Here is a 21,244-nt window from a genome sequence, read left to right as displayed (position 1 = left end):
GCGCCCGGGCGGGCACTTGCAAGACTTTCGTTCCACGCATCGCTGCGATGCGCTCAAGCAGTGGTCAACGCGACGGCGGCAACATCGTTGCCGGCATCGCCGCTAGCCGCAGCGACGCGTCGCGCGGAAAGATCAGGCCGGCTTCTGGTGCGAAACCCAGCGCTGCTCGCGGATCTGGTAGATCTGGCCCGTGCGGGTCAGCGCAGGGTCGACCATGCCAAGGATGTGGCGCGCCGTCTCAGACGGATGGGTGACGGTCGCCGGATCCTCGCCGGGCACGGCCAACGCCCGCATCGCGGTGCGGCTGGTGCCGGGGTCGAAGATGTTGACGCGCAAGGCGGTGTTTTTGGTCTCGTCGGCCCAGGAGCGGGCGAGCGCCTCGACGGCGGCCTTGGAGGCGGCATAGGGCGCCCAGAAGGCGCGCGCCGAATGGGCGGAGCCGGAGCTGACGATGACGGCGCGGCCGGCATCCGACTTGCGCAGCAGCGGATCGACCGAGCGGATCAGGCGCCAGGTGCCGGTGACGTTGACGGCCATGACCTTGTCGAAGACCTTGGCCTCGACATGGCCGATGGGGGCGATGACGCCGAGCACGGCGGCATTGGCGACCAGAATGTCGAGCTTGCCCCAGCGGTCATTGATCGAGCTGCCGAGACGGTCGATGCCGGCCATGTCGGTGAGGTCGAGCGGCACCAGCGTCGCCTGGCCGCCTGATGCCTTGATCTCGTCGTCGAGCTCTTCCAGCCCGCCGACCGTACGCGCCACGGCAATCACATGCGCACCCGCCGCGGCAAGCTGCTTGGCCGTGTTGTAGCCGATGCCGCGCGATGCGCCGGTGACGAGCGCGATGCGGCCGGAGAGGTCGGGAGTGGTTGTCATCATGGCATCCAGTTCGATCTTGTCGGTCCGCAGCCTGATAGGACGATTTTGTCCCGAACAAAACCCCACGCATCCGGAATGGATGCCGCAGGCGCCGGCGGCGGGCCATATTTCTCGCCGTCGCCCTATTTCCTGCCGACGATGTCGGGAATGCCGGCCGGTATCCGTCCTAGGGATGAAACATACCCTGGAAGAGGACATGATGGGCAGAAGCGTTGCAATCCTGGTGGCCAGACTGATCTTCGCCGGCGCTTTCGGCATGGCGGCCTTGTTCAAATTCGCCGGAATGACTGAAACCGCCGCCTACATCTCGGCCGCCGGCTTTCCTTTTGCCTTGCCATTGGCATGGCTGGCGGCCTTTTTCGAACTCGGGCTTGTGCTGGCCTTCCTCACCGGCGCGTTCTTTTCGGAGGCGGCCCTGCTGGCCGGCGCCTATGTCGTTTTCCTGGCCTTCGCCTTCCACGGTCCGTCGCACTGGCAGGGAAACCCAGCCGAATTCGGCTTCTTCGTCGATCACTTCACCTTCCTGGCCGGACTGCTTTACGCAGCCGTCCACGGCCCGGGCGAGCGGCTCGCGCTGCGGCAAGGCTTGATCTGGAAGGACAAGGCTGCTTCCGCGCATTGACGCGGAAGCATGCTGAAGGTGTCGCTGCTACAGCCCGCCGGTGGCCAGAAGCGACAGCGAGCGCACATTGTCGGCGCCTTCGAGGTCGAGCAGGCGGGTCGGGTACTGGCCGGAGAAGCAGGCATCGCAATATTGCGGCTGCTCGTCATTGCGGCTCGCCTCGCCGACGGCGCGGTAGAGACCGTTCATCGACAGGAAGCCGAGCGAGTCGACACGGATGAACTCGGCCATTTCCTCGATCGTCATGCGCGAGGCGAGAAGCTTGGACTTTTCCGGCGTGTCGACGCCGTAGAAGCAGGAGGCGCGGGTCGGCGGCGAGGCGATGCGCATATGCACCTCCTTGGCACCGGCATCGCGGACCATCTGCACGATCTTCTGGCTGGTGGTGCCGCGGACGATGGAATCGTCGACCAGCACGATGCGCTTGCCTTCGATCATGCGGCGGTTGGCATTGTGCTTCAGCTTGACGCCCATGTGGCGGATGGAATCGCCCGGCGAGATGAAGGTGCGGCCGACATAGTGGTTGCGGATGATGCCGAGCTCGAAGGGGAGGCCGGCGGCTTGCGAGAAGCCGATGGCTGCCGGGGTGCCCGAATCCGGCACCGGCACGACGATGTCGGCGTCGACGGGGCTTTCAAGCGCCAGTTCGGCGCCGATGCGCTTGCGCACGTCATAGACGTTGCGGCCCTCGACCGAAGAATCGGGACGGGCGAAATAGACATATTCGAAGATGCAGAAGCGCGGCTTCTGCGGCTCGAACGGGAAGATGCTCTCGATGCCCTTGGAGGTGACGATGACCATCTCGCCGGGCTTGAGGTCGCGCACGAAACGCGCGCCGATGATGTCGAGCGCGCAGGTCTCGGAGGCGAGGATCCAGGCGCCGTCGAGATCGCCGAGCACCAGCGGGCGGATGCCGAGCGGATCGCGGCAGCCGATCATCTTCTTCGACGACAGCGCGACCAGCGAGAAGGCACCCTCGACCTGGCGCACCGCATCGATGAAGCGCGCATTGAGGTCGCGTTCCTTCGAGGTGGCGACGAGATGCAGGATGGTTTCGGTGTCGGAGGTCGACGAGAAGATCGAGCCCTGCTTCTGCAGCGCGCGCTGCACCGTCATCGCATTGGTCAGGTTGCCGTTATGCGCGACAGCGAAGCCGCCATCGGCGAGTTCGGCGAAGAAAGGCTGGATGTTGCGGACGCCGGCGCCGCCCGTCGTGGCGTAGCGGGTGTGGCCGATGGCGCGGTTGCCCTTGAGACTGTCGATGACACGCTGCTTGGTGAAGGTGTCGCCGATCAGGCCGACATGGCGCTCGACGTGGAACTGGCTGCCGTCATAACTGACGATGCCGGCGGCCTCCTGGCCGCGATGCTGGAGCGCATGCAGCCCCAGCGTGACGATTGCCGCGGCGTCCTGTCGGCCAAAAATGCCGAACACACCGCATTCGTCGTGGAAATGATCATCGGCTTCCGCGGAAAGCACGTCAGCTGCGTCTGCCATCGGGGGCGGCCTCTTCTAGCAAAAACGCTATATAGTGCGATGAGGCGGCAAGGGCAACGCGCCATCCCGCCTCAGGCGCAATCAGTTGTTGGTCGGTGCCGGCTCGGCCGGCGCCTCGCCTTCGGCAGGCGCCTCGGCAGGCGGCGTGGTGGCGCCGGCTTCCGGTTCGCCGGTCTGCGAATTGAGCTTCTTGAGGATCGAATTCTCGGGATCCTCGGGCAGAAGGTTCTCGATCGAGGTGCCGATGCTCTCGAGCAGCGGCCGCGACTTCGCCTCCGCGACCCAGGCCGGAGCGTTGGGGCCGACCAGCCAGTTGAAGAACAAAAGGCCGACGGCAACGACCAGGATGCCGCGGGCGGCACCGTAGAGGAAGCCGAGCGTGCGATCGAGCGCGCCGATGCGGCTGTCGATGATGAAATCGGCGATCTTCATGGTGATGATGGTGACGACGATCAGCGCGATGATAAAGACGATGCCGGCGGCAGCCGCCATGGCGATCTTTTCGTTGTCGATATAGGGCTGAACGTAAGGCACGACCGGCTTGTAGAAGAAGAAGGCGGCAGCGGCGGCAGCGGCCCATGAGGCGACCGACAGCACCTCGCGGGAAAAACCGCGCACCATGGCGAGCATCGCCGAGACCAGGGTGAAGCCGACAAGAATTCCGTCAAGCAGCGTAATCGGCATCGTGTCCACTCACTCCATGGCGACGGTTTCAGTCCGTCTCTTCCGCGCGGCTTCGCCTTGAGCCGGCTATCCGCGCCACCAGATCCGCCAGTGCGGTCGGCTGGAACGAACCGGCTCCGATTCCACCTGCGAGCTCCCCGCTGCCGGAGGGCAGCACGGCCCTTCCGAAGCCCAGCTTTTCGGCCTCTTTAAGGCGTTGCTGCGCATGCGCAACCGGCCTCACGGCGCCAGAAAGGCTGATTTCGCCGAAATAGACGCAATCAGCAGGTAGGGCAATACCGGTGAGCGATGAAACCAGTGCGGAAGCCACGGCCAGATCGGCCGCCGGCTCCGAGATGCGGTAGCCGCCGGCAACGTTGAGATAGACGTCGTGCTGGCCGAAGCGCACGCCGCAATGCGCCTCGAGCACGGCGAGGATCATCGACAGCCGCGACGAATCCCAGCCGACGACGGCACGGCGCGGCGTGCCCAGGCTGGAGGCGGCGACAAGCGCCTGGATCTCGACCAGCACCGGTCGCGTGCCTTCGATGGCGGCAAAGACCGCGGCTCCCGGCGCCTTGGAATGGCGTTCGCCGAGGAACAGCTCGGACGGGTTGGCGACCTCGCGCAGGCCCTTGTCGGACATTTCGAAGACGCCGATCTCGTCGGTCGGGCCGAAGCGGTTCTTGACCGTGCGCAGGATGCGGAAATGGTGGCCGCCTTCGCCCTCGAAATAGAGCACGCCGTCGACCATGTGCTCGACGACGCGGGGACCGGCGATCTGGCCTTCCTTGGTGACATGGCCGACGAGCACCACCGCCGCACCCGTCGACTTGGCGTAGCGGATCATCGCCTGGGACGCCGCCCGCACTTGGGTGACGGTACCAGGCGCCGAATCGGCGAGGTCGGTCCACAGGGTCTGGATCGAATCGATGATGACCAGGTCCGGCCGCTTGCCGTCGGCGATGGTGGCGAGGATGTCTTCGACATTGGTCTCGGCGGCGAGTTCGACCGGTGTCGAGGCGACGCCGAGGCGCTGGGCGCGCAGCCTGATCTGGGCAACCGCTTCTTCGCCCGAGACATAGACGACGCGGTGGCCGCGCGCGGCGAGCGCCGCCGCCGCCTGGGTCAACAGCGTCGACTTGCCGATGCCGGGATCGCCGCCGATCAAAAGCGCCGAGCCGCGCACGAAGCCGCCGCCGGTGGCGCGGTCGAGTTCGCCGATGCCCGAGACGATGCGCGGCGCATCCTCGATGTCGCCGTCGAGCGAGGTCAGCGTGACGGCGCGGCCTTTTCGCGCGCTCTTCAGCGAACCCGGACCGCTGCCGATGCCGCCCGCCGTGCCTTCCTCGACCAGCGTGTTCCACTCGCCGCAGGAATCGCACTTGCCGGCCCAGCGCTGATGCGCGGCACCGCAGTTCTGGCAGATGAATTGAACGCGGGCTTTAGCCATGGAGGGGATGCCTTTCGGAAAAATGGAAAGGCAGAGTTCTATGTTGCCCCCCTCTGTCCTGCCGGACATCTCCCCCACAGGGGGGGAGATCAGCCGTCAGGCGCGACGGTGCCTCAATCTGCGGCGCTCCAAATTGGCGAGAGGCGAGCGGCCAGCCAATCTCCCCCCTTGTGGGGGAGATGTCCGGCAGGACAGAGGGGGGCGCTGCCCCGCCGCCATCACCAGAGAGAAGCTCCATGCGCTACTCTTCCCCGAACCTGTCCGGCAGATGATGCTCGGGCGCGAGGTCGAAGAAGCGGGTGAATTCGCCCTGGAAGCCGAGGCTGACGGTGCCGGTGGGGCCGTGACGCTGCTTGGCGACGATGACTTCGGCCTTGCCGCGCACGTCGTTCATGTTGGCTTCCCACTGCAGGTATTCGTCGGTGCCGGGCTTCGGCTCCTTGTTCTTGAGGTAATATTCCTCGCGATAGACGAAAATCACAACGTCGGCGTCCTGCTCGATCGAGCCCGATTCACGCAGGTCGGAGAGCTGTGGGCGCTTGTCGTCGCGGCTTTCGACCTGACGCGACAGCTGCGACAGCGCGATGATCGGAACGTTGAGCTCCTTGGCCAGCGCCTTGAGGCCGGTGGTGATCTCGGTGATTTCCTGGACGCGGTTCTGCGACGCCTTGGCCGACGAGCCCTGCATCAGCTGGATATAGTCGATGATGATCAGGTCGAGGCCGCGCTGGCGCTTGAGGCGGCGGGCGCGTGCCGCGAGCTGGGCGATGGAGATACCGCCGGTCGAGTCGATGAACAGCGGGATCTTCTGCAGCGTCTGGGTGCAGCTTACCAGCTTTTCGAAGTCGGCCTCGGTGAGATCGCCGCGGCGGATCTTGGAGGAGGGCACCTCGGCCTGCTCTGAAATGATACGGGTGGCGAGCTGCTCGGACGACATTTCGAGCGAGAAGAAGCCGACCACGCCGCCGTTTTCGGCCTTGAACGAACCGTCCGCCTGCTGTGCCGGCACATAGGCATGGGCGACGTTGAAGGCGATGTTGGTGACCAGCGAGGTCTTGCCCATGCCCGGGCGGCCGGCGAGCACGATCAAGTCGGAGGACTGCAGGCCGCCCATGCGGGCGTCGAGGTCGTGCAGGCCCGAGGCGACGCCGGAAAGATGGCCGTCGCGCATATAGGCGGCGCTGGCCATGTCGATGGCCGTCTTGACCGCATCGGAGAAGCTTTCGAAGCCGCCGTCATAGCGGCCGGTTTCGGCGAGCTCGAACAGGCGCCGTTCGGCGTCCTCGATCTGCTCGGCCGGCGACATGTCGACAGGCGCGTCATAGGCGATGTTGACCATGTCCTCGCCGACGGTGATCAGCGCCCGGCGGGTGGCCAGGTCATAGACGGCGCGGCCATAGTCGGAGGCGTTGATGACGGTCACCGCGTTGGCGGCAAGGGCGACGAGATACTGCATGACCGTCATGTCGCCGACCTTCTCGTCGGCCGGCAGGAAGGTCTTCAGCGTCACCGGGTTCGCCATCTTGCCCATGCGGATGAGCTCGGCGGACACCTCGAAGATCTTGCGGTGCAGCGGCTCGTAGAAATGGGTCGCCTTGAGGAAGTCGGAGACGCGGTAGAAGGCGTCGTTGTTGACCAGTATCGCGCCGAGCAAGGCCTGTTCAGCCTCGATGTTGTTGGGGGCTTCCCGATAGAGCGGGGTCGCCTCCGCCACTTCGAATTTGCGCGCTGCCTCTGCCAATGTCGTCCCCGTCGCTGAACCAGATACTCCCGTAGCAGAGTCCGATATCGAAGTGCTGGCTCAATCTGCTTTAGCTGGGTTTCAAGGCCAGTTTGCCCAAGAATTCACAGGTCGGGCGAAACCATCCACAGGACATGAATCCTACTGCCGGAATCAATTTGACTGTTGCCGAATCCCGGCTCGCGTATTTCTCCAAAACCATCGAATCCTTAGGGCCGAACTGCACGCGGCACGGCATCGAACCACGGGAAAGATGCCTCCTGCGAGTCAGACTCCCCACGGCACAGCCGCCGGCAGCGGAAACCGGTCCGCGAATCGGCGCAATCGTAACCGGAAATCGGAAGGAACAAAACAGGAATATTCCTCAAGCAGTTTTGTTTACCAAGAAGCTGCTCAGCATAATTCCAGGGTCGTTCGTATACATCCGCTGTTGATTTTATTCAGACATTCGCTGATCCTTGCCATCCCGAGGGCTTGTTCATCGCGATGCGGCACATGGCGAAGCATATGTCCGAGGGCTGTCAGGGGCCAATTCTGCGCTGCTGCGGCGCGGGCCTCGTCTGCTTGAGGAGGCAACATGCACGTTCTTCGCCCGGCACCGGCCCGACTGGTCTGGCTGGCTTCCACCGCCATGGTTCTGTTGGCCTCGACCGAGGCCGGTTTCGCCGCCTGCGACCTGACGCCGACGGCCGGCAACAGCGTCTATGTCTGCGACAGCGGCGCCAGCGCCGGGCTGACTGACACGGACGGCACCAATGCGCTGACGATGCCTGCTGGCGGCACCGGCACGATCAACGGCGACGTCGTCTTCGGCAATTTCCGCGATGTCGTCACCATCCATTCAGGGGTGATCAATGGCGCGGTCAACCAGAGCGGCGGTATCGACGACTTCGTCATGTCAGGCGGCGTGATCGGATCGCTCAACCAGGGCAGTGCCCTCGATACGGCGACGATCAGCGGCGGCCACATCATCGGTGAATTCTTCGCCGGCGACTTCGTGACCATGACCGGCGGGCGCATCGGCAACGTCAATCTCGAGCAGGCCAACAACGAGATGCGGATGTCGGGCGGCAGCGTCGACACCTCGATTGTCGCGGTGCAAGGCAACGACCTGCTTGAAATCTCCGGAACCGCCGCTGTCGGCACGTTCATCAATCTCGGCAACGGCAACAACATTTTCCGCTGGCTCGGCGGCGGCAGCATCGGCGGCAATGTCACGATGGGCACCGGGCAGGACACGGCCTTGCTGCGCGGCCTGACGGAGGCCAGTTTTGCCGCCGGCCAGCTCATCGACGGCGGAACCAGCGCCAGTATCGACACGCTGACCTTCGAGGGCACCGGTTCGACCTCGGTCGCCCGCTACGTCAACTGGGAAACCGTCAATCTGACGCAAGGCTCCCAATTCACGCTCGACGGCGATCTGGTGCTGGGCGATGGCCAGTCCAACACCGGCAGCCTGAGCATCGACGCGTCGAGCACGCTGCGCGCCGGGGCCGGCGTCAATGCCGCCGCTCGCGCCTTCACCGGAGGCAATGCGGTGATGCTGACCAATGCCGGCACCGTCGACCTGACCAATGGCGCGGCAAGTGCCACAGACAGCTTCACCGTCGTCGGCAACTACATCGGCGCCGGCGGTTACATCAGGCTCGACACGGTTGTTTCAGGTGACGGCGCGCCGTCCGACCGGCTGGTGATCGAGGGCGGCAACGCCAGCGGCTCGACCGGCATCATCATCGTCAATCTCGGCGGCACCGGCGAGCAGACCGATGCCGACGGCATCCTGGTCGTCGAAACGACCTCGGGCGGCACCACCGATGCCGGCGCCTTCACGCTGGCGAGCCCGGTGGCTTATGGCGCCTACGAATATCTGCTGTTCCGGGGCGATGCCGCGGGGCTGGGCGAGAACTGGTATCTGCGCTCCGAACTGGTCAACCCGGTCGACCCGAGCGAGCCCGGCATCCCGCTGATCCGGCCCGAGACGGCTGATTATTCCGTGATGCCGCCAATGGCCCGCGACGTCGCGCTGGCGACGCTCGGCACCTTCCACGAGCGCCGCGGCGAGCAGGGTTTCCTTGCCGGCGGCGATGATCTTTCGGTCGGATGGGGACGGGTGTTCGGCTCAAGCTCCAGCCAGGACTGGGCCGGCACGGTGTCGCCGTCGGCCGACAGCACGACGCTCGGCATCCAGGCCGGCCTCGATCTCTGGCGCGGCGAGACCGAAGCGGGCGCGCGTCACGCCGCCGGCCTGTTCCTCGGTTATGCCAGCCTCAACGCCGATATCCGCGGTGCGGTGCAGGGCCAGGCCGATCTGGCCGCCGGCAAGCTCGACCTCGATGCCTACAGCGTCGGCGGCTACTTTACCCATGTCGCTGCGGGCGGCTGGTATTTCGATGCCGTGCTGATGGGAAGCTGGCTCGGCGGCGATGCAGGCTCCGACCGCGCCATCGCCATCGATGCCGACGGCCGCGTGGTGACCGCCTCGCTGGAGGCGGGGGCGCCGATCGCTTTGACCGCAAGCTGGATGCTCGAGCCGCAGGCCCAGATCATCTGGCAGGATGTGTCCCTTGAAGACGCCGACGACACCTTGTCGGGCGTGCGCTTCGACGAGGGGCGCGGCGTCACCGGCCGCATCGGCGCGCGCCTCGAGGGCACGTTCGACACCGCCTCGGGCCAGCTCAAGCCCTATCTCAAGGCCAATCTCTGGCACGGCTTCGACGGCGAGGACGTCACCTATTTCGACAGCGACGCGATCCGGGTTGAAACCGGCGGCACCCGGCTCGAGCTCGGCGCCGGCATCAGCCATGCCTTCACCGACAAGGTCAGCGCCTTTGCGGTCGCCGATTACAGCTTCAATCTGGGCGGCGAGCGCAGCCGCAGCTTCGAAGGCAATATCGGCCTGCAGGTCAAATGGTGACGAGGCCGCGCGCGGTTTGGCCGGAGGTCAGCTAGGCCCCGCGCGGCGCAAGCAGGATGACCGAGGCGCCGAGGATGCAGATGGCGGCGCCGATCATGTCCCAGCGGTCGGGGCGGATGCCTTCGGCGAGCCAAAGCCAGGCCAGCGACGCTGCGATGTAGATGCCGCCATAAGCGGCGTAAGTGCGGCCGGCGGCGTCGGCATCGACCAGGGCCAGCAGCCAGCCGAAGGCGATGAGCGCGGCGACGCCGGGGATCAGCCACAGCGCCGACTTGTCGAGCCGCCACCAGGCCCAGAAGGAAAAGCAGCCGGCGATCTCGGCAAGGGCTGCCAGGACGTAGATGGCATAGGTCATCGAGGAAACCCTGGGGTCATGAAAAAAGCCCGGCTCATGGCGAGACGGGCTTTTTCCTATGGCAGACGCATGAGGCGCAAGGGCCAGGCGTGGTTGCCATGCTATTCCTTGTCGGCAACCTTCCTGCGGCGGCCGATCTTTCCAGCTTCAGCCTGGGCGGCTCCGGCCTTGGCGGCAGGTTGAGCCCTGGCTGCAGGCTGGGCGGCAGGTTTGTCCTCGGCGGCGAGCTTCGCCTGCCGGTGCCCCATCTCGTGCATGGCCAGCGCCTTTTCGCATTTGCCGATATAGTCGCGGGTCAGCGGCAGCGTGTCGTTGCGGTGGCTGAGCTGGATCTGGAACACCATCAGGTCCTGCCAGCGGAAGGCAGCCTCGGACGCCGCGAGATAGAACTCCCACATCCGGCAGAAGCGCTCGTCATAGATCGCCTTGGCCTTGTCTCGGTTGGCCTGGAAACGCAGGCTCCAGTGCCGCAGCGTCTCGGCATAATGCAGCCTGAGAATCTCGACGTCGGTGACCATCAGGCCGGCCTTTTCGATCGCCGGCAGCACTTCCGACAGCGCCGGAATGTAGCCGCCGGGGAAGATGTGCTTGCGGATGAAGGCGCTTGTCGAGGCCGGCGGGCCGGCGCGGCCGATCGAATGCAGCACCATCACGCCGTCGGGTTTCAGCCGCTTGGCGACATTGTCGAAGAAGGTGCGGTAGTGGTTGACGCCGACATGCTCGAACATGCCGACCGAGACGATGCGGTCGAAACGCTCGACGAGGTCGCGGTAGTCCCTGATTTCGAAATGGACCCGGTTTTCCAGCCCCTCGGCCTGGGCGCGCTCGGTGGCGACCGCATGCTGCTCGGTCGACAAGGTCACGCCGAGCACCTGGGCCTCGAAGGTGCGGGCGAGGTAGAGCCCGAGCCCGCCCCAGCCGGAACCGATGTCGAGCACGGACTGGCCCGGCCTCAGCCGCATCTTGGCTGCGATATGCGCCTTCTTGGCGATCTGGGCTTCTTCCAGCGTCATGTCGGGATCGGCGAAATAGGCGCAGGAATATTGCATGTCGGTGTCGAGGAAGAGCCGGTAGAGATCGCCCGACAGGTCGTAGTGGCGCTGGACGTTGCGCTTGGCGCGGGCTGTGGTGTTGACCTGCTGGAAGCGGCGGAAGGCGAGCCGGAGATTGTCCAGCGCCTTGGTCCAGGCAGTGTCGATGCTGCCATTGCCGAGGTTCTGGAACACCACCCGCATCAGCCCGAGAACGTCGCCGCCGACGATGTCGACATCGCCGTCCATATAGGCCTCGGGCAAAGCCAGCATCGGGTCGAGCGTGATGGCGTTTTCGGCACGCCGCGTCTTGATCAGGAGGTGGACAGGGTCGCCCGTATCATCGCCGAAACGGTGCGATCGACCGTTGGGGCCGGTGACTGTCAGATTGCCGGTGCGCACAAGCTTCCCGACGATGCGTTGCAACAGCATATTCATGGCGTGCTCGCGAAAAGGTCAGTCGTATGGTCCTTCTCAAGATAGGAGCGACGCTGCCAAGTTCCACGCCTGGCACAAAAAAAGCCCGGATGTCGCCATCCGGGCTTGGTCCAGAAAACTGGCCGGAAGACCGGCCGGTAAACTTGGATCGGGACAGAAGGCTGGATCAGCCCTCGTCGCCTTCGCCGTCCTCGTTCGGATCGAAGAAGCTGTCCGGACGGGCGTTTTCGTTGATGTCGTCGCCATAGATGGCTTCGGCGGTGGTCAGCGTCTCGCCCTTCGACTGACGCTCGGCTTCGTCGGCCGTGCGTGCGATGTTCAGCGTGATGGTGACTTCGACTTCGGCGTGCAGCGCGATGGCGACATTGGTCAGGCCGATGGTCTTGATCGGCTGGTTGAGCTCGACCTGGTTGCGGGCAACCGTGAAGCCTTCGGCGATCAGCAGATCGGCGATGTCGCGGGTCGAGACCGAACCGTAGAGCTGGCCGGTTTCACCAGCCGAACGCACGATGATGAACGACTTGCCGTCGAGCTTGTCGGCGACCTGCTGGGCTTCCGACTTGCGCTCGAGGTTGCGGGCTTCGAGCTGGGCGCGCTGGCCTTCGAACTTCTTCTTGTTGGCTTCGTTGGCACGGAGCGCCTTGCCCTTGGGCAGCAGGAAGTTACGGGCAAAGCCGTCCTTGACCTTGACGGTGTCGCCCATCTGGCCGAGGCGGGAAATGCGTTCGAGGAGAATGACGTCCATTGTCCTTGTCCTTTCGTTGGCTGCAAAGGCAGCGGAAAAATTCAACGGGCAAGGAAGCAATGAGGGCGTTGCCGCCGGTTTCGCTGTCCTGCCTGTCGCGGCAGTTAGGATTTCCCTTAGAAATCCAACCCGGGATTTGAAGGTTCACCCGACCGCGCCCGTCGCGGCAGGGAATGGTCCGGCCCGGGGGCGAATGCCGCCGGGCCGGAACCGATATCACTTCACCACGTAGGGCAGCAGGCCGAGGAAGCGGGCGCGCTTGATCGCCTGGGCGAGTTCACGCTGCTTCTTCTGGCTGACGGCGGTGATGCGCGAAGGAACGATCTTGCCGCGCTCGGAAATGTAGCGCTGCAGCAGACGCACGTCCTTGTAGTCGATCTTCGGAGCGTTGGCGCCGGAGAACGGGCAGGTCTTGCGACGACGGTGGAAAGGACGACGGGTCGGGATCTGGTTGATGTCGACCATTATTCTGCACCCCCTTCAACACCTTCGCGCGGACGGCGCGGGCCACGATCACCACCGCCATCGCGGTCGCCGAAGCTGCGCGGACCACGGTCGCCGCGATCGCCGAAGCTGCGCTGCGGACGGTCGCCGAAGCCACCGCGTTCGCCACGCTCGGAGCGCTCTTCGCGCTTCTGCATCATGGCGGAGACGCCTTCTTCATGCGCCTCGACCTTGACGGTCATGAAGCGCAGGACGTCTTCGGACAGGCCCTGCTGACGCTCGACTTCCTTGACGGCAGCCGACGGCGCGGTGATGTCCATCAGCGTGTAATACGCCTTGCGGTTCTTGTTGATGCGGTAGGTGAGGGACTTCAGTCCCCAGTTCTCGACCCGGCCAACCGATCCGCCAGCTGCAGTGATGATGCCCTTGTAGTGTTCGACAAGTGCATCGACCTGCTGCTGCGAGAGGTCCTGGCGGGCAAGAAACACATGTTCATAAAGAGCCATAGTTTTTGCCTTTCTTCGTTTCCATCTTCCGGTCCCGGCGGCTAGAGCCTCTGCGACTTCCCTGATCCTTCGAGGGCCATTGGCCACCTCGGGAGAAGAAAGGTGCACGACGAGACGGTCGAGAGCGGAGACACGGGAGGCGGAAGCGTTTTCGCTTCACACGGCGGCTTTCAAGAAAGCCTCCGGCCCTCCGTTCAGCCCCCAGCTGGGACCGGCAGATGGCGGGCGTCTATACGCTAAGGCGATACAAGGCAAGGGGGGAGGCCGAGATTCCCTGAGAAATCGGGCTTTTGCGCCCGATTTCGACGTTCAGCCGAAGGCTTCCGGGAAGAGAAATCGGGCTTTTGCGCCCGATTTCGACGTTCAGCCGAAGGCTTCCGGGAAGAGAAATCGGGCTTTTTGCGCCCGATTTCGATGTTCAGCCGAAGGCTTCCGGGATGAGAAAGCGGGCTTTTTGCGCCCGATTTCGATGCTCAGCCGAAGGCTTCCGGGATGAGAAACCGGCCTTTTCAAGCCGGTTTTGGCTCAGCTGAATGCCTCGTCCCGGACGAACAGCGGCGAGCGCGTGCGGTTGGCGACGACCTTGTCGACGGTCTCGGGGAAGAAGCCCTTGGCGCCGCGGCGCTTGCCGAACATCATGTCATATTGCAGCCAGCGGAAATCGCGGATCGCCGGGTCGAGTTCCTTCTGGCGCGACCAGTCGAACACCGATTGGCCCTGTCGCGGCATCAGCATGTTGCGGTCGACGACGCGGTAGCGGTCATGCAGGTCGCCGAGGAAGCCGGTGTAGTAGGGGTGGCTGATGCCGGCGGTCTCGAGCACGTGCAGCGGCAGGAAGGCCGGGCTGATCGAGCCGATGTCGCGCGCAGCACCGGTGCGGTTCGACCACACCACCAAGGGCGTCTCGTGCTGCACCAGCATCTCGTCGAGCGGCGCCTTGCGCTTGGCGACCGGCTCTTTCATGAAACCGGTCTCGACATAGACGGGGCCGAGCGGCGGCAGGTGGTCGCCGAAGAAGGCAATGACCGTCGGGCGTTCACGCTTGCTGGCCCAGTCCATCAGCCGCTTCAGGCCACGGTCGGCATCGGAGGCACCTTCGGCATAGGTCAGGATCGAATCGCGCGTCCACTGCGAGGTCGGCGCATCGACCTTGTGGGTGGTGTCGCTGTAGCGGTTCGGCTCATAGGGGCCGTGGCTCTGCAGCGAGACGGCAAAGAAGAAGAAGGGGTGGTCGGTGGCGTCGGCCTGGCGGATGATCTCTTCGGTCAGCGCGGCGTCGGAGACCAGAGGCCCGCGCTTTTCCAGCGGCGGCAGGTTCTCTTCCGACAGGAATGTATCGAAGCCGAAGTCCTTGTAGACAAACGAGCGGTTCCAGAACCAGCTGCCGAAGGGATGGATGGCCTTGGTGTCGTAGCCTTCGCTCTTGAAGAAGGTGGCAAGCGAAGGCACCGGCGCGCGGACATATTGCTGGTAGGGGATCGAGCCGGCCGGCAGGAAGGCGTTGGAGAAGCCGGTCAGCGCCTCGAACTCGACATTGGCGGTCATGCCGCCGAACTCGGGCGAGAAGACGTGGCCGGACTGCGCGGCGCGCACGTTCTGGATCGGATCCGGCGTGATCGAAACACCGGGCAGCCGCGTCGGATCCCAGAAGGATTCGCTCATCACGATGATGACGTCGGGCTTTTCCTCGGGCAGGACGGCGGCTGCCTGCGACGGTGCCGCGATGGCGTCGATGGCCTTGTCGGAATAGCCCTGCGGCGCCTTGACCTTGGCCATCGGCACGTTGAGCGCAAAGGCGATGGCAAAGCCGTTGGAGGCGTAGTTTTCCTTCTGGTCCCACATCATCGGGATGATCTGCAGGCGGTCGCGCGTCCACGAGAAGGTGGCGTAGTCCATGATCGAGACGAAGAAGGCCAGCGCCGGAATGGCGATCGCCAGGCGCGACATGCGCGCCCAGAACGACAGCGCCGGCATGCGGCGGCGCCAGTAACGCCAGGCAAGCACCAGCAGCGAGATGCCGCCGATGAGGCCGACCGCAATGCCGATGCCGGCGAGCGGCCGCTCGCGCACCAAAAGCGGCATCAGTTCGACGATCTGCCTGATATAGAGGAAATCGGTCGGGTAGAGCGGATCGCCGAGATAGAGCGACTTCTGGTGGCCGACGAAGGCCAGCGCCAGCGCCACGGGTGCTACGACCAGAAGGCCGTTATAGGGCCGGCCGAGCAGCGCGTCGAAACCGATGATCAGCAGTGCAAACAGCGCCACAGTGGTCCAGCTCGGCTTGAACGGCTGCTGGAAGAAATTGAGCGTGTCGACGAAGGAACCGCGGGCGACGAATTCGATGGCGAAGACCAGCACCGCCGAGACGGCGAGCGTGATCATCACCGAGCGCAGCACGCCGAGCGCATAGGCACGCCGGCTGAGTGCTTCAGCCTCGTTTTCCTCGTCGCGGGCGACCGCTTTGCCTGTCGCGAACAGCTTTGCCAACTCAATTTCCTCGAACGCTGGACAGCGGCGTCACGCAACCGTCACGAAACTGTCATCGAAAACCTAGCGCATATGGCAAAATTGAGAAGGATGGGGCAAACAAAACGTTTTTCGCATTAATTCTCTGTGATTATTTGCCCCGGAGGGGTGCCAAAGCCCTCAAGGCTTGACTTGACGGTATCCATTGCGCCAGAGGCACAACGATATGGCGCGCCGCCGGTTCCAACGACGTCCGGCGCAGCACCTCGTGATATGTCTGCCCGCCGAAGCCCGAAAAACCGATTCCGGTTCGGGTCGATGCGGCAAGTAGCCAGGAGACCAACATGGCCGTTGCATTCACTTTTCCGGGGCAGGGCAGCCAGGCCGTCGGCATGGGCAAGGAATTGGCCGATGCCTTTCCGGAGGCACGCCGCGTCTTCGAGGAAGTCGACGACGCGCTCGGTGAAAAGCTGTCGAAGCTGATCTGGGAAGGGCCTGAGGAGACGCTGACCCTGACCGCCAACGCCCAGCCGGCGCTGATGGCGGTGTCGATGGCAGCCTTCCGGGCGCTGGAAGCGCGCGGCCTGTCGCTCAAGGACAAGGTGTCTTACGTCGCCGGCCACTCGCTCGGCGAATATTCGGCCCTTGCTGCCGCCGGTTTCGTCTCGGTCGCCGACGCGGCACGCCTGCTGCGCATCCGCGGAAACGCCATGCAGGCGGCGGTGCCGGCTGGCCAGGGCGCGATGGCTGCGATCATCGGCCTCGAACAGGGCGACGTCGACGCCGCCTGTGCCGAGGCAGCACAGGGCTCGGTCTGCCAGATCGCCAATGACAATGGCGGCGGCCAGCTGGTCATTTCGGGCGAGAAGGCAGCGGTCGAGCGTGCCGCGGCCCTTTGCACCGCCAAGGGCGCCAAGCGCGCGCTGATGCTGCAGGTCTCCGCCCCCTTCCATTCGGCGCTGATGGCACCCGCTGCCGAGAAGATGCGCGAAGCGCTGGCCGGGGTGAAGAAGAACGTGCCGGTCGTGCCGGTCGTTGCCAATGTCTCTGTCACGCCGATCACCGATCCGGAAGAGATCGCCGCCCGCCTCGTCGAGCAGGTCACCGGTCGTGTCCGCTGGGCCGAGACCGTCGAGTGGTTCGGCAACAACGGCGTCACCACGCTTTATGAAGTGGGCGCCGGCAAGGTGCTGTCGGGCCTCGCCCGCCGCATCAACAAGGAGATCGCGACGTCAGCCGTCAACAATCCGGCCGATGTCGAGGCGGCGATTGCCGCGCTCGCCTAGGAGCATCGGTGTTTACGCGGCGACAAACTGTTAAACTGTGGTTTGTAACCGCGGCCGCAATTTTGGTTTGGACGATCGGTTCCTGGCTCGCATTTCAAGATCAGCCGGCAGGAAGTCCTGCAATCCAGCTGGTTGGAATGGTTGCCTTTACGATGCTGATATTTGAGATTTTTCTCTCCTTTTCCATTTTTGTATCCAGCATGATTCAGCTTGTTTTCGTTTCGACGAGAGCTGACGAAACCATGAGGCAATATGGAAACATGTTTTACTACCTGTGTTGGAGAGAATTGCAGGAACACCTTGATAGACTACAAAATGATCCGCGCTGAGATAAAGGAAGAGACATGCTCGATCTGACCGGCCGCAAGGCACTCGTCACCGGTGCATCCGGCGGCATCGGCGAAGAAATCGCCCGCATCCTGCACAGCCAGGGCGCCATTGTCGGCCTGCACGGCACCCGCATCGAAAAGCTCGAGGCGCTGGCCGGCGAACTCGGCGACCGGGTCAAGCTGTTCCCGGCCAATCTCGCCGACCGCGACGAGGTCAAGGCGCTGGGCCAGAAGGCCGAAGCCGAACTCGAAGGCGTCGACATCCTGGTCAACAATGCCGGCATCACCAAGGACGGCCTGTTCGTGCGCATGTCGGATGCCGACTGGGACAGCGTCATCGAGATCAACCTGACGGCGATGTTCCGCCTGACGCGCGAATTGACCCATCCGATGATGCGCCGCCGTCATGGCCGCATCATCAACATCACCTCGGTCGTCGGCGTCACCGGCAATCCCGGCCAGACCAATTATTGCGCCTCCAAGGCCGGCATGATCGGCTTCTCCAAGTCGCTGGCCCAGGAGATCGCCACCCGCAACATCACCGTCAACTGCGTCGCTCCCGGCTTCATCGAATCGGCGATGACCGAGAAGCTCAACGACAAGCAAAAAGAGGCGATCATGGCGGCGATCCCGGCCAAGCGCATGGGCACCGGCAAGGAAGTTGCCTCGGCGGTCGCCTATCTCGCCTCCGATGAGGCGGCCTACGTCACCGGCCAGACGATTCACGTCAATGGCGGCATGGCAATGATTTGATTTGGGATCTGATTGGGATCTGATTGGCCGATTGGCCGGGATAACCGGCCCTTTTGCCTTGGACGCGGTGAATTTTTCGTGTATTGCCGCGCTCCATCAGGTGGCCAGGACGAAACCCGACCGCCGCCCGAGCGCTTGGGAAAGCGTAGATTACAGCTTGATTAGCGGCAATCCGCCCGCTAACGAAGACCTAACAACACCAGACTGAGGATGCCCACATGAGTGACACCGCAGAGCGCGTCAAGAAGATCGTCATCGAACATCTTGGCGTCGACGCCGACAAGGTGACGGAAGCTGCGAGCTTCATCGACGATCTGGGCGCGGACAGCCTCGACACGGTCGAGCTCGTCATGGCTTTCGAAGAAGAATTCGGCGTCGAGATCCCCGATGATGCGGCCGAGACCATCCTCACCGTTGGCGACGCCGTGAAGTACATCGACAAGGCTTCGGCCTGAGCGATCGCGAATTGTCAGGGGTGCCTGCGATGAGGCGTGTGGTCGTCACAGGCCTTGGCCTGCTTTCACCGTTCGGCATGGGCTACGAGCACGGCTGGAAAGAGCTTCTTTCCGGCCGCAGCGCAGCCCGGCGGATCACGGAGTTCGAGGTCGACGACCTTGCCTGCAAGATCGCCAACGTCATCCCTCGCGGCGACGGCTCCAACAACAGCTTCAATCCCGAAGCGGTCCTTGAACCCAAGGAACTGCGCAAGATCGGCGACTTCATCCTGTACGGGATCGCGGCCGCCGACGAGGCATTGAAGGATTCGGGTTGGCAGCCAAAGACGCCGGACGAACAGAATTCGACCGGCGTCATGATCGGCTCGGGCATCGGCGGCATTGACGGCATCGCCGAAAATGCCCTGATCCTCAAGGAGCGCGGCCCGCGCCGCATCAGCCCCTTCTTCATTCCGGGCCAGATCATCAATCTGGTTTCCGGCCAGGTGTCGATCCGGCACGGGCTCAAGGGCCCGAACCATGCCGTGGTCACCGCCTGCTCGACCGGCGCGCACGCCATCGGCGATGCGGCCCGCCTGATCATGTTCGGCGATGCCGACGTGATGGTGGCCGGCGGTGCCGAAGCGCCGGTGACGCGCCTGTCGCTGGCCGGCTTTGCCGCCTGCAAGGCGCTCTCCACCGACCGCAACGACGATCCCGAAAAGGCCTCGCGCCCCTATGACCGCGACCGTGACGGCTTCGTCATGGGCGAGGGTGCGGGTGTCGTCGTCCTCGAAGAGCTCGAACACGCCAAGGCGCGCGGTGCCAGGATCTATGCCGAAGTCGTCGGCTACGGCCTGACCGGCGATGCCCATCACATCACCGCACCGGCCGAGGATGGCGACGGCGCCTTCCGCTGCATGAGCGCTGCCCTCAAGCGCGCCAATCTGACGCCCGCCGACATCGACTACATCAACGCCCATGGCACCTCGACCATGGCCGATACGATCGAACTCGGCGCCGTCGAACGTCTCGTCGGCAACGCCGCCTCCAAGGTGTCGATGTCGTCGACCAAGTCGTCGATCGGCCACTTGCTGGGTGCTGCGGGTGCTGCCGAAGCGATCTTCTCGATCCTCGCCATCCGCGACAACATCGTGCCGGCGACGATCAACCTCGACAATCCGGAGCGCGAGACGGCCATCGATCTGGTGCCGAACACACCGCGCAAGCGGCAGGTCGACGTCGCCCTGTCGAACTCCTTCGGCTTCGGCGGCACCAACGCCTCGCTGGTGTTCCAGCGCTTCAACGGCTGATAGGTTGTGGGAAGGGGCCCCTCGCGGGCCCTTTGCCGTGATTTTTGCCACATTCAAGCCTAGTCTCCCGGCGGGGATTCGACGCAAAGGCGAGGCAAGATGAGCATCAATACGCCAGGGCAGGGAGAGGGCGCACCACGCGCCGCACCGGCCAATCCGGTTTCGGCCAATCCGATCGTTCCAAAGACCGCGCAGGAAGCGCTGCGGCCGGAAGCCGGCACGCCGCCGCCGTCCAAGCGGTCGCGTGCCTCGCGCAACCAGGTCGTCGTGTTCCTCAATTTCATGATGTCGACGGCGGTGCTGGTGATCCTCGCCAGCGGTGCCGCCCTCTATTTCGGCAAGCAGGAATTTGGCGGCGCGGGCCCCTCGACGGTGCCGGCGACCTTCCTGGTCAAGCCCGCCACCGGCGTGGCCGACATCGCCGACCAGCTCGAGCGGCGCGGCCTGATCAGCGACGCCCGCATCTTCCGCATGGGCGTGCGCGCCTATGGCAATGACGGCTCGCTCAAGGCAGGCGAATACGAGATCCAGGCCGGTGCGTCGATGCACGACATCATGGAGCTCTTGAAGAGCGGCAAGTCGGTGCAGTATTCGCTGACCATTCCGGAAGGACTGACCGTCGAGCAGGCGTGGAAACGCATTGCCGAGCAGGAAGCGCTGAGCGGCGACATGCCGACCGAGATGCCCGCCGAAGGCACGCTTGCCGCCGACACCCAGCGCTTCACCCGCGGCCTGACGCGGCAGCAGATCGTCAACAAGATGCTGGCCGACCAGAAGGAACTGGTCGAGACCATCTGGGCCCGGCGCTCGCCTGACCTGCCGCTCGCCGACATCAACGAGTTCGTGACGCTGGCCTCGATCGTCGAGAAGGAAACGGCGCGCGGCGACGAGCGCTCGCGCGTGGCGGCGGTGTTCATCAACCGCCTCAACAAGGGCATGCGGTTGCAGTCCGATCCGACGATCATCTACGGCATCTTCGGCGGCAAGGGGAAACCGGCCGACCGGCCGATCTATCGCTCCGACATCGACAAGCCGACGCCCTACAACACCTACACCATCAAGGGCCTGCCGCCGACGCCGATCGCCAATCCGGGCAAGGCCTCGCTGGAGGCGGTGGCCAATCCCTCCAAGACCAAGGATCTCTATTTCGTCGCCGACGGTTCGGGCGGCCACGTCTTTGCCGAGACGCTGGACGAGCACAACGAAAACGTCGCCCGCTGGCGCGCCTTCCAGCGCAAGGTCGTCGAGGACGAGAAGGCGGCTGACGAGGCCGATCCGGCCAAGAAGGACGCCGCCACCACCAACGCCGTCAAGAAGTAGGAACAGGCCTGCATTGCCCCGCCTGGGGCGCGCGCAGGGCACGCTGCAGGAA

General features: G+C 64.3%; 18 protein-coding genes. 7 read left to right on the top strand and 11 right to left on the bottom strand.

What is annotated here, in order from left to right; genetic code table 11:
• Positions 1–132: 132 nt before the first annotated feature.
• Entirely contained in the window at positions 133–879 is a 747-nt protein-coding gene (locus H5P29_RS23605) for an SDR family NAD(P)-dependent oxidoreductase (RefSeq protein ID WP_067966857.1), read from the bottom strand.
• 202 nt (positions 880–1,081) lie between these two features.
• Between H5P29_RS23605 and H5P29_RS23600 the strand changes: the two genes are divergently transcribed.
• Positions 1,082–1,504 carry a DoxX family protein gene (locus H5P29_RS23600; protein ID WP_067966855.1) on the top strand — a complete coding sequence of 141 codons (423 nt, stop codon included), beginning with the start codon at positions 1,082–1,084 and terminating at the stop codon, positions 1,502–1,504.
• Positions 1,505–1,531: 27 nt separating this feature from the next.
• On the opposite strand, the gene purF is transcribed toward H5P29_RS23600, so the two are convergent.
• From purF to H5P29_RS23580, 4 genes are all read right to left on the bottom strand, one after another.
• Entirely contained in the window at positions 1,532–3,001 is a 1,470-nt protein-coding gene (gene purF / locus H5P29_RS23595) for an amidophosphoribosyltransferase (protein ID WP_067964093.1), read from the bottom strand.
• Between the two features lie 81 nt (positions 3,002–3,082).
• Positions 3,083–3,685 carry a CvpA family protein gene (locus H5P29_RS23590; protein ID WP_067964091.1) on the bottom strand — a complete coding sequence of 201 codons (603 nt, stop codon included), beginning with the start codon at positions 3,683–3,685 and terminating at the stop codon, positions 3,083–3,085.
• Between the two features lie 28 nt (positions 3,686–3,713).
• On the bottom strand, positions 3,714–5,117 hold the full coding sequence (radA, locus tag H5P29_RS23585; protein ID WP_067964089.1) for a DNA repair protein RadA: 1,404 nt from the start codon (positions 5,115–5,117) through the stop codon (positions 3,714–3,716).
• 241 nt (positions 5,118–5,358) lie between these two features.
• The gene (locus H5P29_RS23580; protein ID WP_067964088.1) at positions 5,359–6,858 is read right to left on the bottom strand and encodes a replicative DNA helicase; all 1,500 of its coding nucleotides are present in this window, start codon (positions 6,856–6,858) and stop codon (positions 5,359–5,361) included.
• Between the two features lie 577 nt (positions 6,859–7,435).
• Between H5P29_RS23580 and H5P29_RS23575 the strand changes: the two genes are divergently transcribed.
• Entirely contained in the window at positions 7,436–9,772 is a 2,337-nt protein-coding gene (locus tag H5P29_RS23575; RefSeq protein ID WP_154385082.1) for an autotransporter outer membrane beta-barrel domain-containing protein, read from the top strand.
• 31 nt (positions 9,773–9,803) lie between these two features.
• Here the strand turns inward: H5P29_RS23575 and H5P29_RS23570 are convergent, their stop codons facing one another.
• The 6 genes from H5P29_RS23570 to H5P29_RS23545 form a co-directional block, all read right to left on the bottom strand.
• Positions 9,804–10,127 (bottom strand): YnfA family protein, encoded by a 324-nt coding sequence (locus tag H5P29_RS23570; RefSeq protein WP_067964085.1) that lies wholly within the window; start codon positions 10,125–10,127, stop codon positions 9,804–9,806.
• A 101-nt stretch (positions 10,128–10,228) separates the two neighbouring features.
• Positions 10,229–11,596: a cyclopropane-fatty-acyl-phospholipid synthase family protein gene (locus H5P29_RS23565; protein WP_067964083.1), complete on the bottom strand. Its 1,368-nt coding sequence runs from the start codon at positions 11,594–11,596 to the stop codon at positions 10,229–10,231.
• Positions 11,597–11,762: 166 nt separating this feature from the next.
• A complete protein-coding gene (rplI, locus tag H5P29_RS23560) occupies positions 11,763–12,341 on the bottom strand; it encodes a 50S ribosomal protein L9 (RefSeq protein ID WP_067964082.1) in 579 nt (192 codons plus the stop codon).
• Between the two features lie 216 nt (positions 12,342–12,557).
• Positions 12,558–12,806: a 30S ribosomal protein S18 gene (gene rpsR / locus H5P29_RS23555; RefSeq protein WP_018427106.1), complete on the bottom strand. Its 249-nt coding sequence runs from the start codon at positions 12,804–12,806 to the stop codon at positions 12,558–12,560.
• The gene (gene rpsF, locus H5P29_RS23550; RefSeq protein WP_067964080.1) at positions 12,806–13,291 is read right to left on the bottom strand and encodes a 30S ribosomal protein S6; all 486 of its coding nucleotides are present in this window, start codon (positions 13,289–13,291) and stop codon (positions 12,806–12,808) included. The genes rpsR and rpsF overlap by 1 nt, the downstream gene beginning before the upstream one ends.
• A gap of 525 nt (positions 13,292–13,816) precedes the next feature.
• Positions 13,817–15,673 (bottom strand): LTA synthase family protein, encoded by a 1,857-nt coding sequence (locus tag H5P29_RS23545; protein WP_154385196.1) that lies wholly within the window; start codon positions 15,671–15,673, stop codon positions 13,817–13,819.
• A 428-nt stretch (positions 15,674–16,101) separates the two neighbouring features.
• Between H5P29_RS23545 and fabD the strand changes: the two genes are divergently transcribed.
• The 5 genes from fabD to mltG all read left to right on the top strand — a co-directional run bounded on the left by fabD (position 16,102) and on the right by mltG (position 21,192).
• On the top strand, positions 16,102–17,043 hold the full coding sequence (fabD, locus tag H5P29_RS23540) for an ACP S-malonyltransferase (RefSeq protein ID WP_154385083.1): 942 nt from the start codon (positions 16,102–16,104) through the stop codon (positions 17,041–17,043).
• Positions 17,044–17,387: 344 nt separating this feature from the next.
• Positions 17,388–18,125, top strand: coding sequence for a 3-oxoacyl-[acyl-carrier-protein] reductase (gene fabG / locus H5P29_RS23535; protein WP_067966850.1), 738 nt, complete (start codon positions 17,388–17,390; stop codon positions 18,123–18,125).
• Positions 18,126–18,343: 218 nt separating this feature from the next.
• The gene (locus H5P29_RS23530) at positions 18,344–18,580 is read left to right on the top strand and encodes an acyl carrier protein (RefSeq protein ID WP_055978681.1); all 237 of its coding nucleotides are present in this window, start codon (positions 18,344–18,346) and stop codon (positions 18,578–18,580) included.
• A 29-nt stretch (positions 18,581–18,609) separates the two neighbouring features.
• Positions 18,610–19,872, top strand: a complete 1,263-nt coding sequence (fabF, locus tag H5P29_RS23525; protein ID WP_067964075.1) for a beta-ketoacyl-ACP synthase II — start codon at positions 18,610–18,612, stop codon at positions 19,870–19,872.
• 99 nt (positions 19,873–19,971) lie between these two features.
• Entirely contained in the window at positions 19,972–21,192 is a 1,221-nt protein-coding gene (gene mltG / locus H5P29_RS23520) for an endolytic transglycosylase MltG (RefSeq protein ID WP_067964073.1), read from the top strand.
• Positions 21,193–21,244 lie beyond the last annotated feature (52 nt).

It is taken from the genome of Aminobacter sp. MDW-2 (genome assembly GCF_014250155.1).
Taxonomy (GTDB): domain Bacteria; phylum Pseudomonadota; class Alphaproteobacteria; order Rhizobiales; family Rhizobiaceae; genus Aminobacter; species Aminobacter ciceronei.
This window is presented reverse-complemented; position numbering and strand designations above follow the sequence as displayed.

Coding starts and splice junctions, on each gene's coding strand:
- H5P29_RS23605 (WP_067966857.1), bottom strand. CDS start 879: ATGACAACCACTCCCGACCTCTCCGGCCGCATCGCGCTCGTCACCGGC.
- H5P29_RS23600 (WP_067966855.1), top strand. CDS start 1,082: ATGGGCAGAAGCGTTGCAATCCTGGTGGCCAGACTGATCTTCGCCGGC.
- purF (WP_067964093.1), bottom strand. CDS start 3,001: ATGGCAGACGCAGCTGACGTGCTTTCCGCGGAAGCCGATGATCATTTC.
- H5P29_RS23590 (WP_067964091.1), bottom strand. CDS start 3,685: ATGCCGATTACGCTGCTTGACGGAATTCTTGTCGGCTTCACCCTGGTC.
- radA (WP_067964089.1), bottom strand. CDS start 5,117: ATGGCTAAAGCCCGCGTTCAATTCATCTGCCAGAACTGCGGTGCCGCG.
- H5P29_RS23575 (WP_154385082.1), top strand. CDS start 7,436: ATGCACGTTCTTCGCCCGGCACCGGCCCGACTGGTCTGGCTGGCTTCC.
- H5P29_RS23570 (WP_067964085.1), bottom strand. CDS start 10,127: ATGACCTATGCCATCTACGTCCTGGCAGCCCTTGCCGAGATCGCCGGC.
- H5P29_RS23565 (WP_067964083.1), bottom strand. CDS start 11,596: ATGAATATGCTGTTGCAACGCATCGTCGGGAAGCTTGTGCGCACCGGC.
- rplI (WP_067964082.1), bottom strand. CDS start 12,341: ATGGACGTCATTCTCCTCGAACGCATTTCCCGCCTCGGCCAGATGGGC.
- rpsR (WP_018427106.1), bottom strand. CDS start 12,806: ATGGTCGACATCAACCAGATCCCGACCCGTCGTCCTTTCCACCGTCGT.
- rpsF (WP_067964080.1), bottom strand. CDS start 13,291: ATGGCTCTTTATGAACATGTGTTTCTTGCCCGCCAGGACCTCTCGCAG.
- H5P29_RS23545 (WP_154385196.1), bottom strand. CDS start 15,673: ATGATCACGCTCGCCGTCTCGGCGGTGCTGGTCTTCGCCATCGAATTC.
- fabD (WP_154385083.1), top strand. CDS start 16,102: ATGGCCGTTGCATTCACTTTTCCGGGGCAGGGCAGCCAGGCCGTCGGC.
- fabG (WP_067966850.1), top strand. CDS start 17,388: ATGCTCGATCTGACCGGCCGCAAGGCACTCGTCACCGGTGCATCCGGC.
- H5P29_RS23530 (WP_055978681.1), top strand. CDS start 18,344: ATGAGTGACACCGCAGAGCGCGTCAAGAAGATCGTCATCGAACATCTT.
- fabF (WP_067964075.1), top strand. CDS start 18,610: ATGAGGCGTGTGGTCGTCACAGGCCTTGGCCTGCTTTCACCGTTCGGC.
- mltG (WP_067964073.1), top strand. CDS start 19,972: ATGAGCATCAATACGCCAGGGCAGGGAGAGGGCGCACCACGCGCCGCA.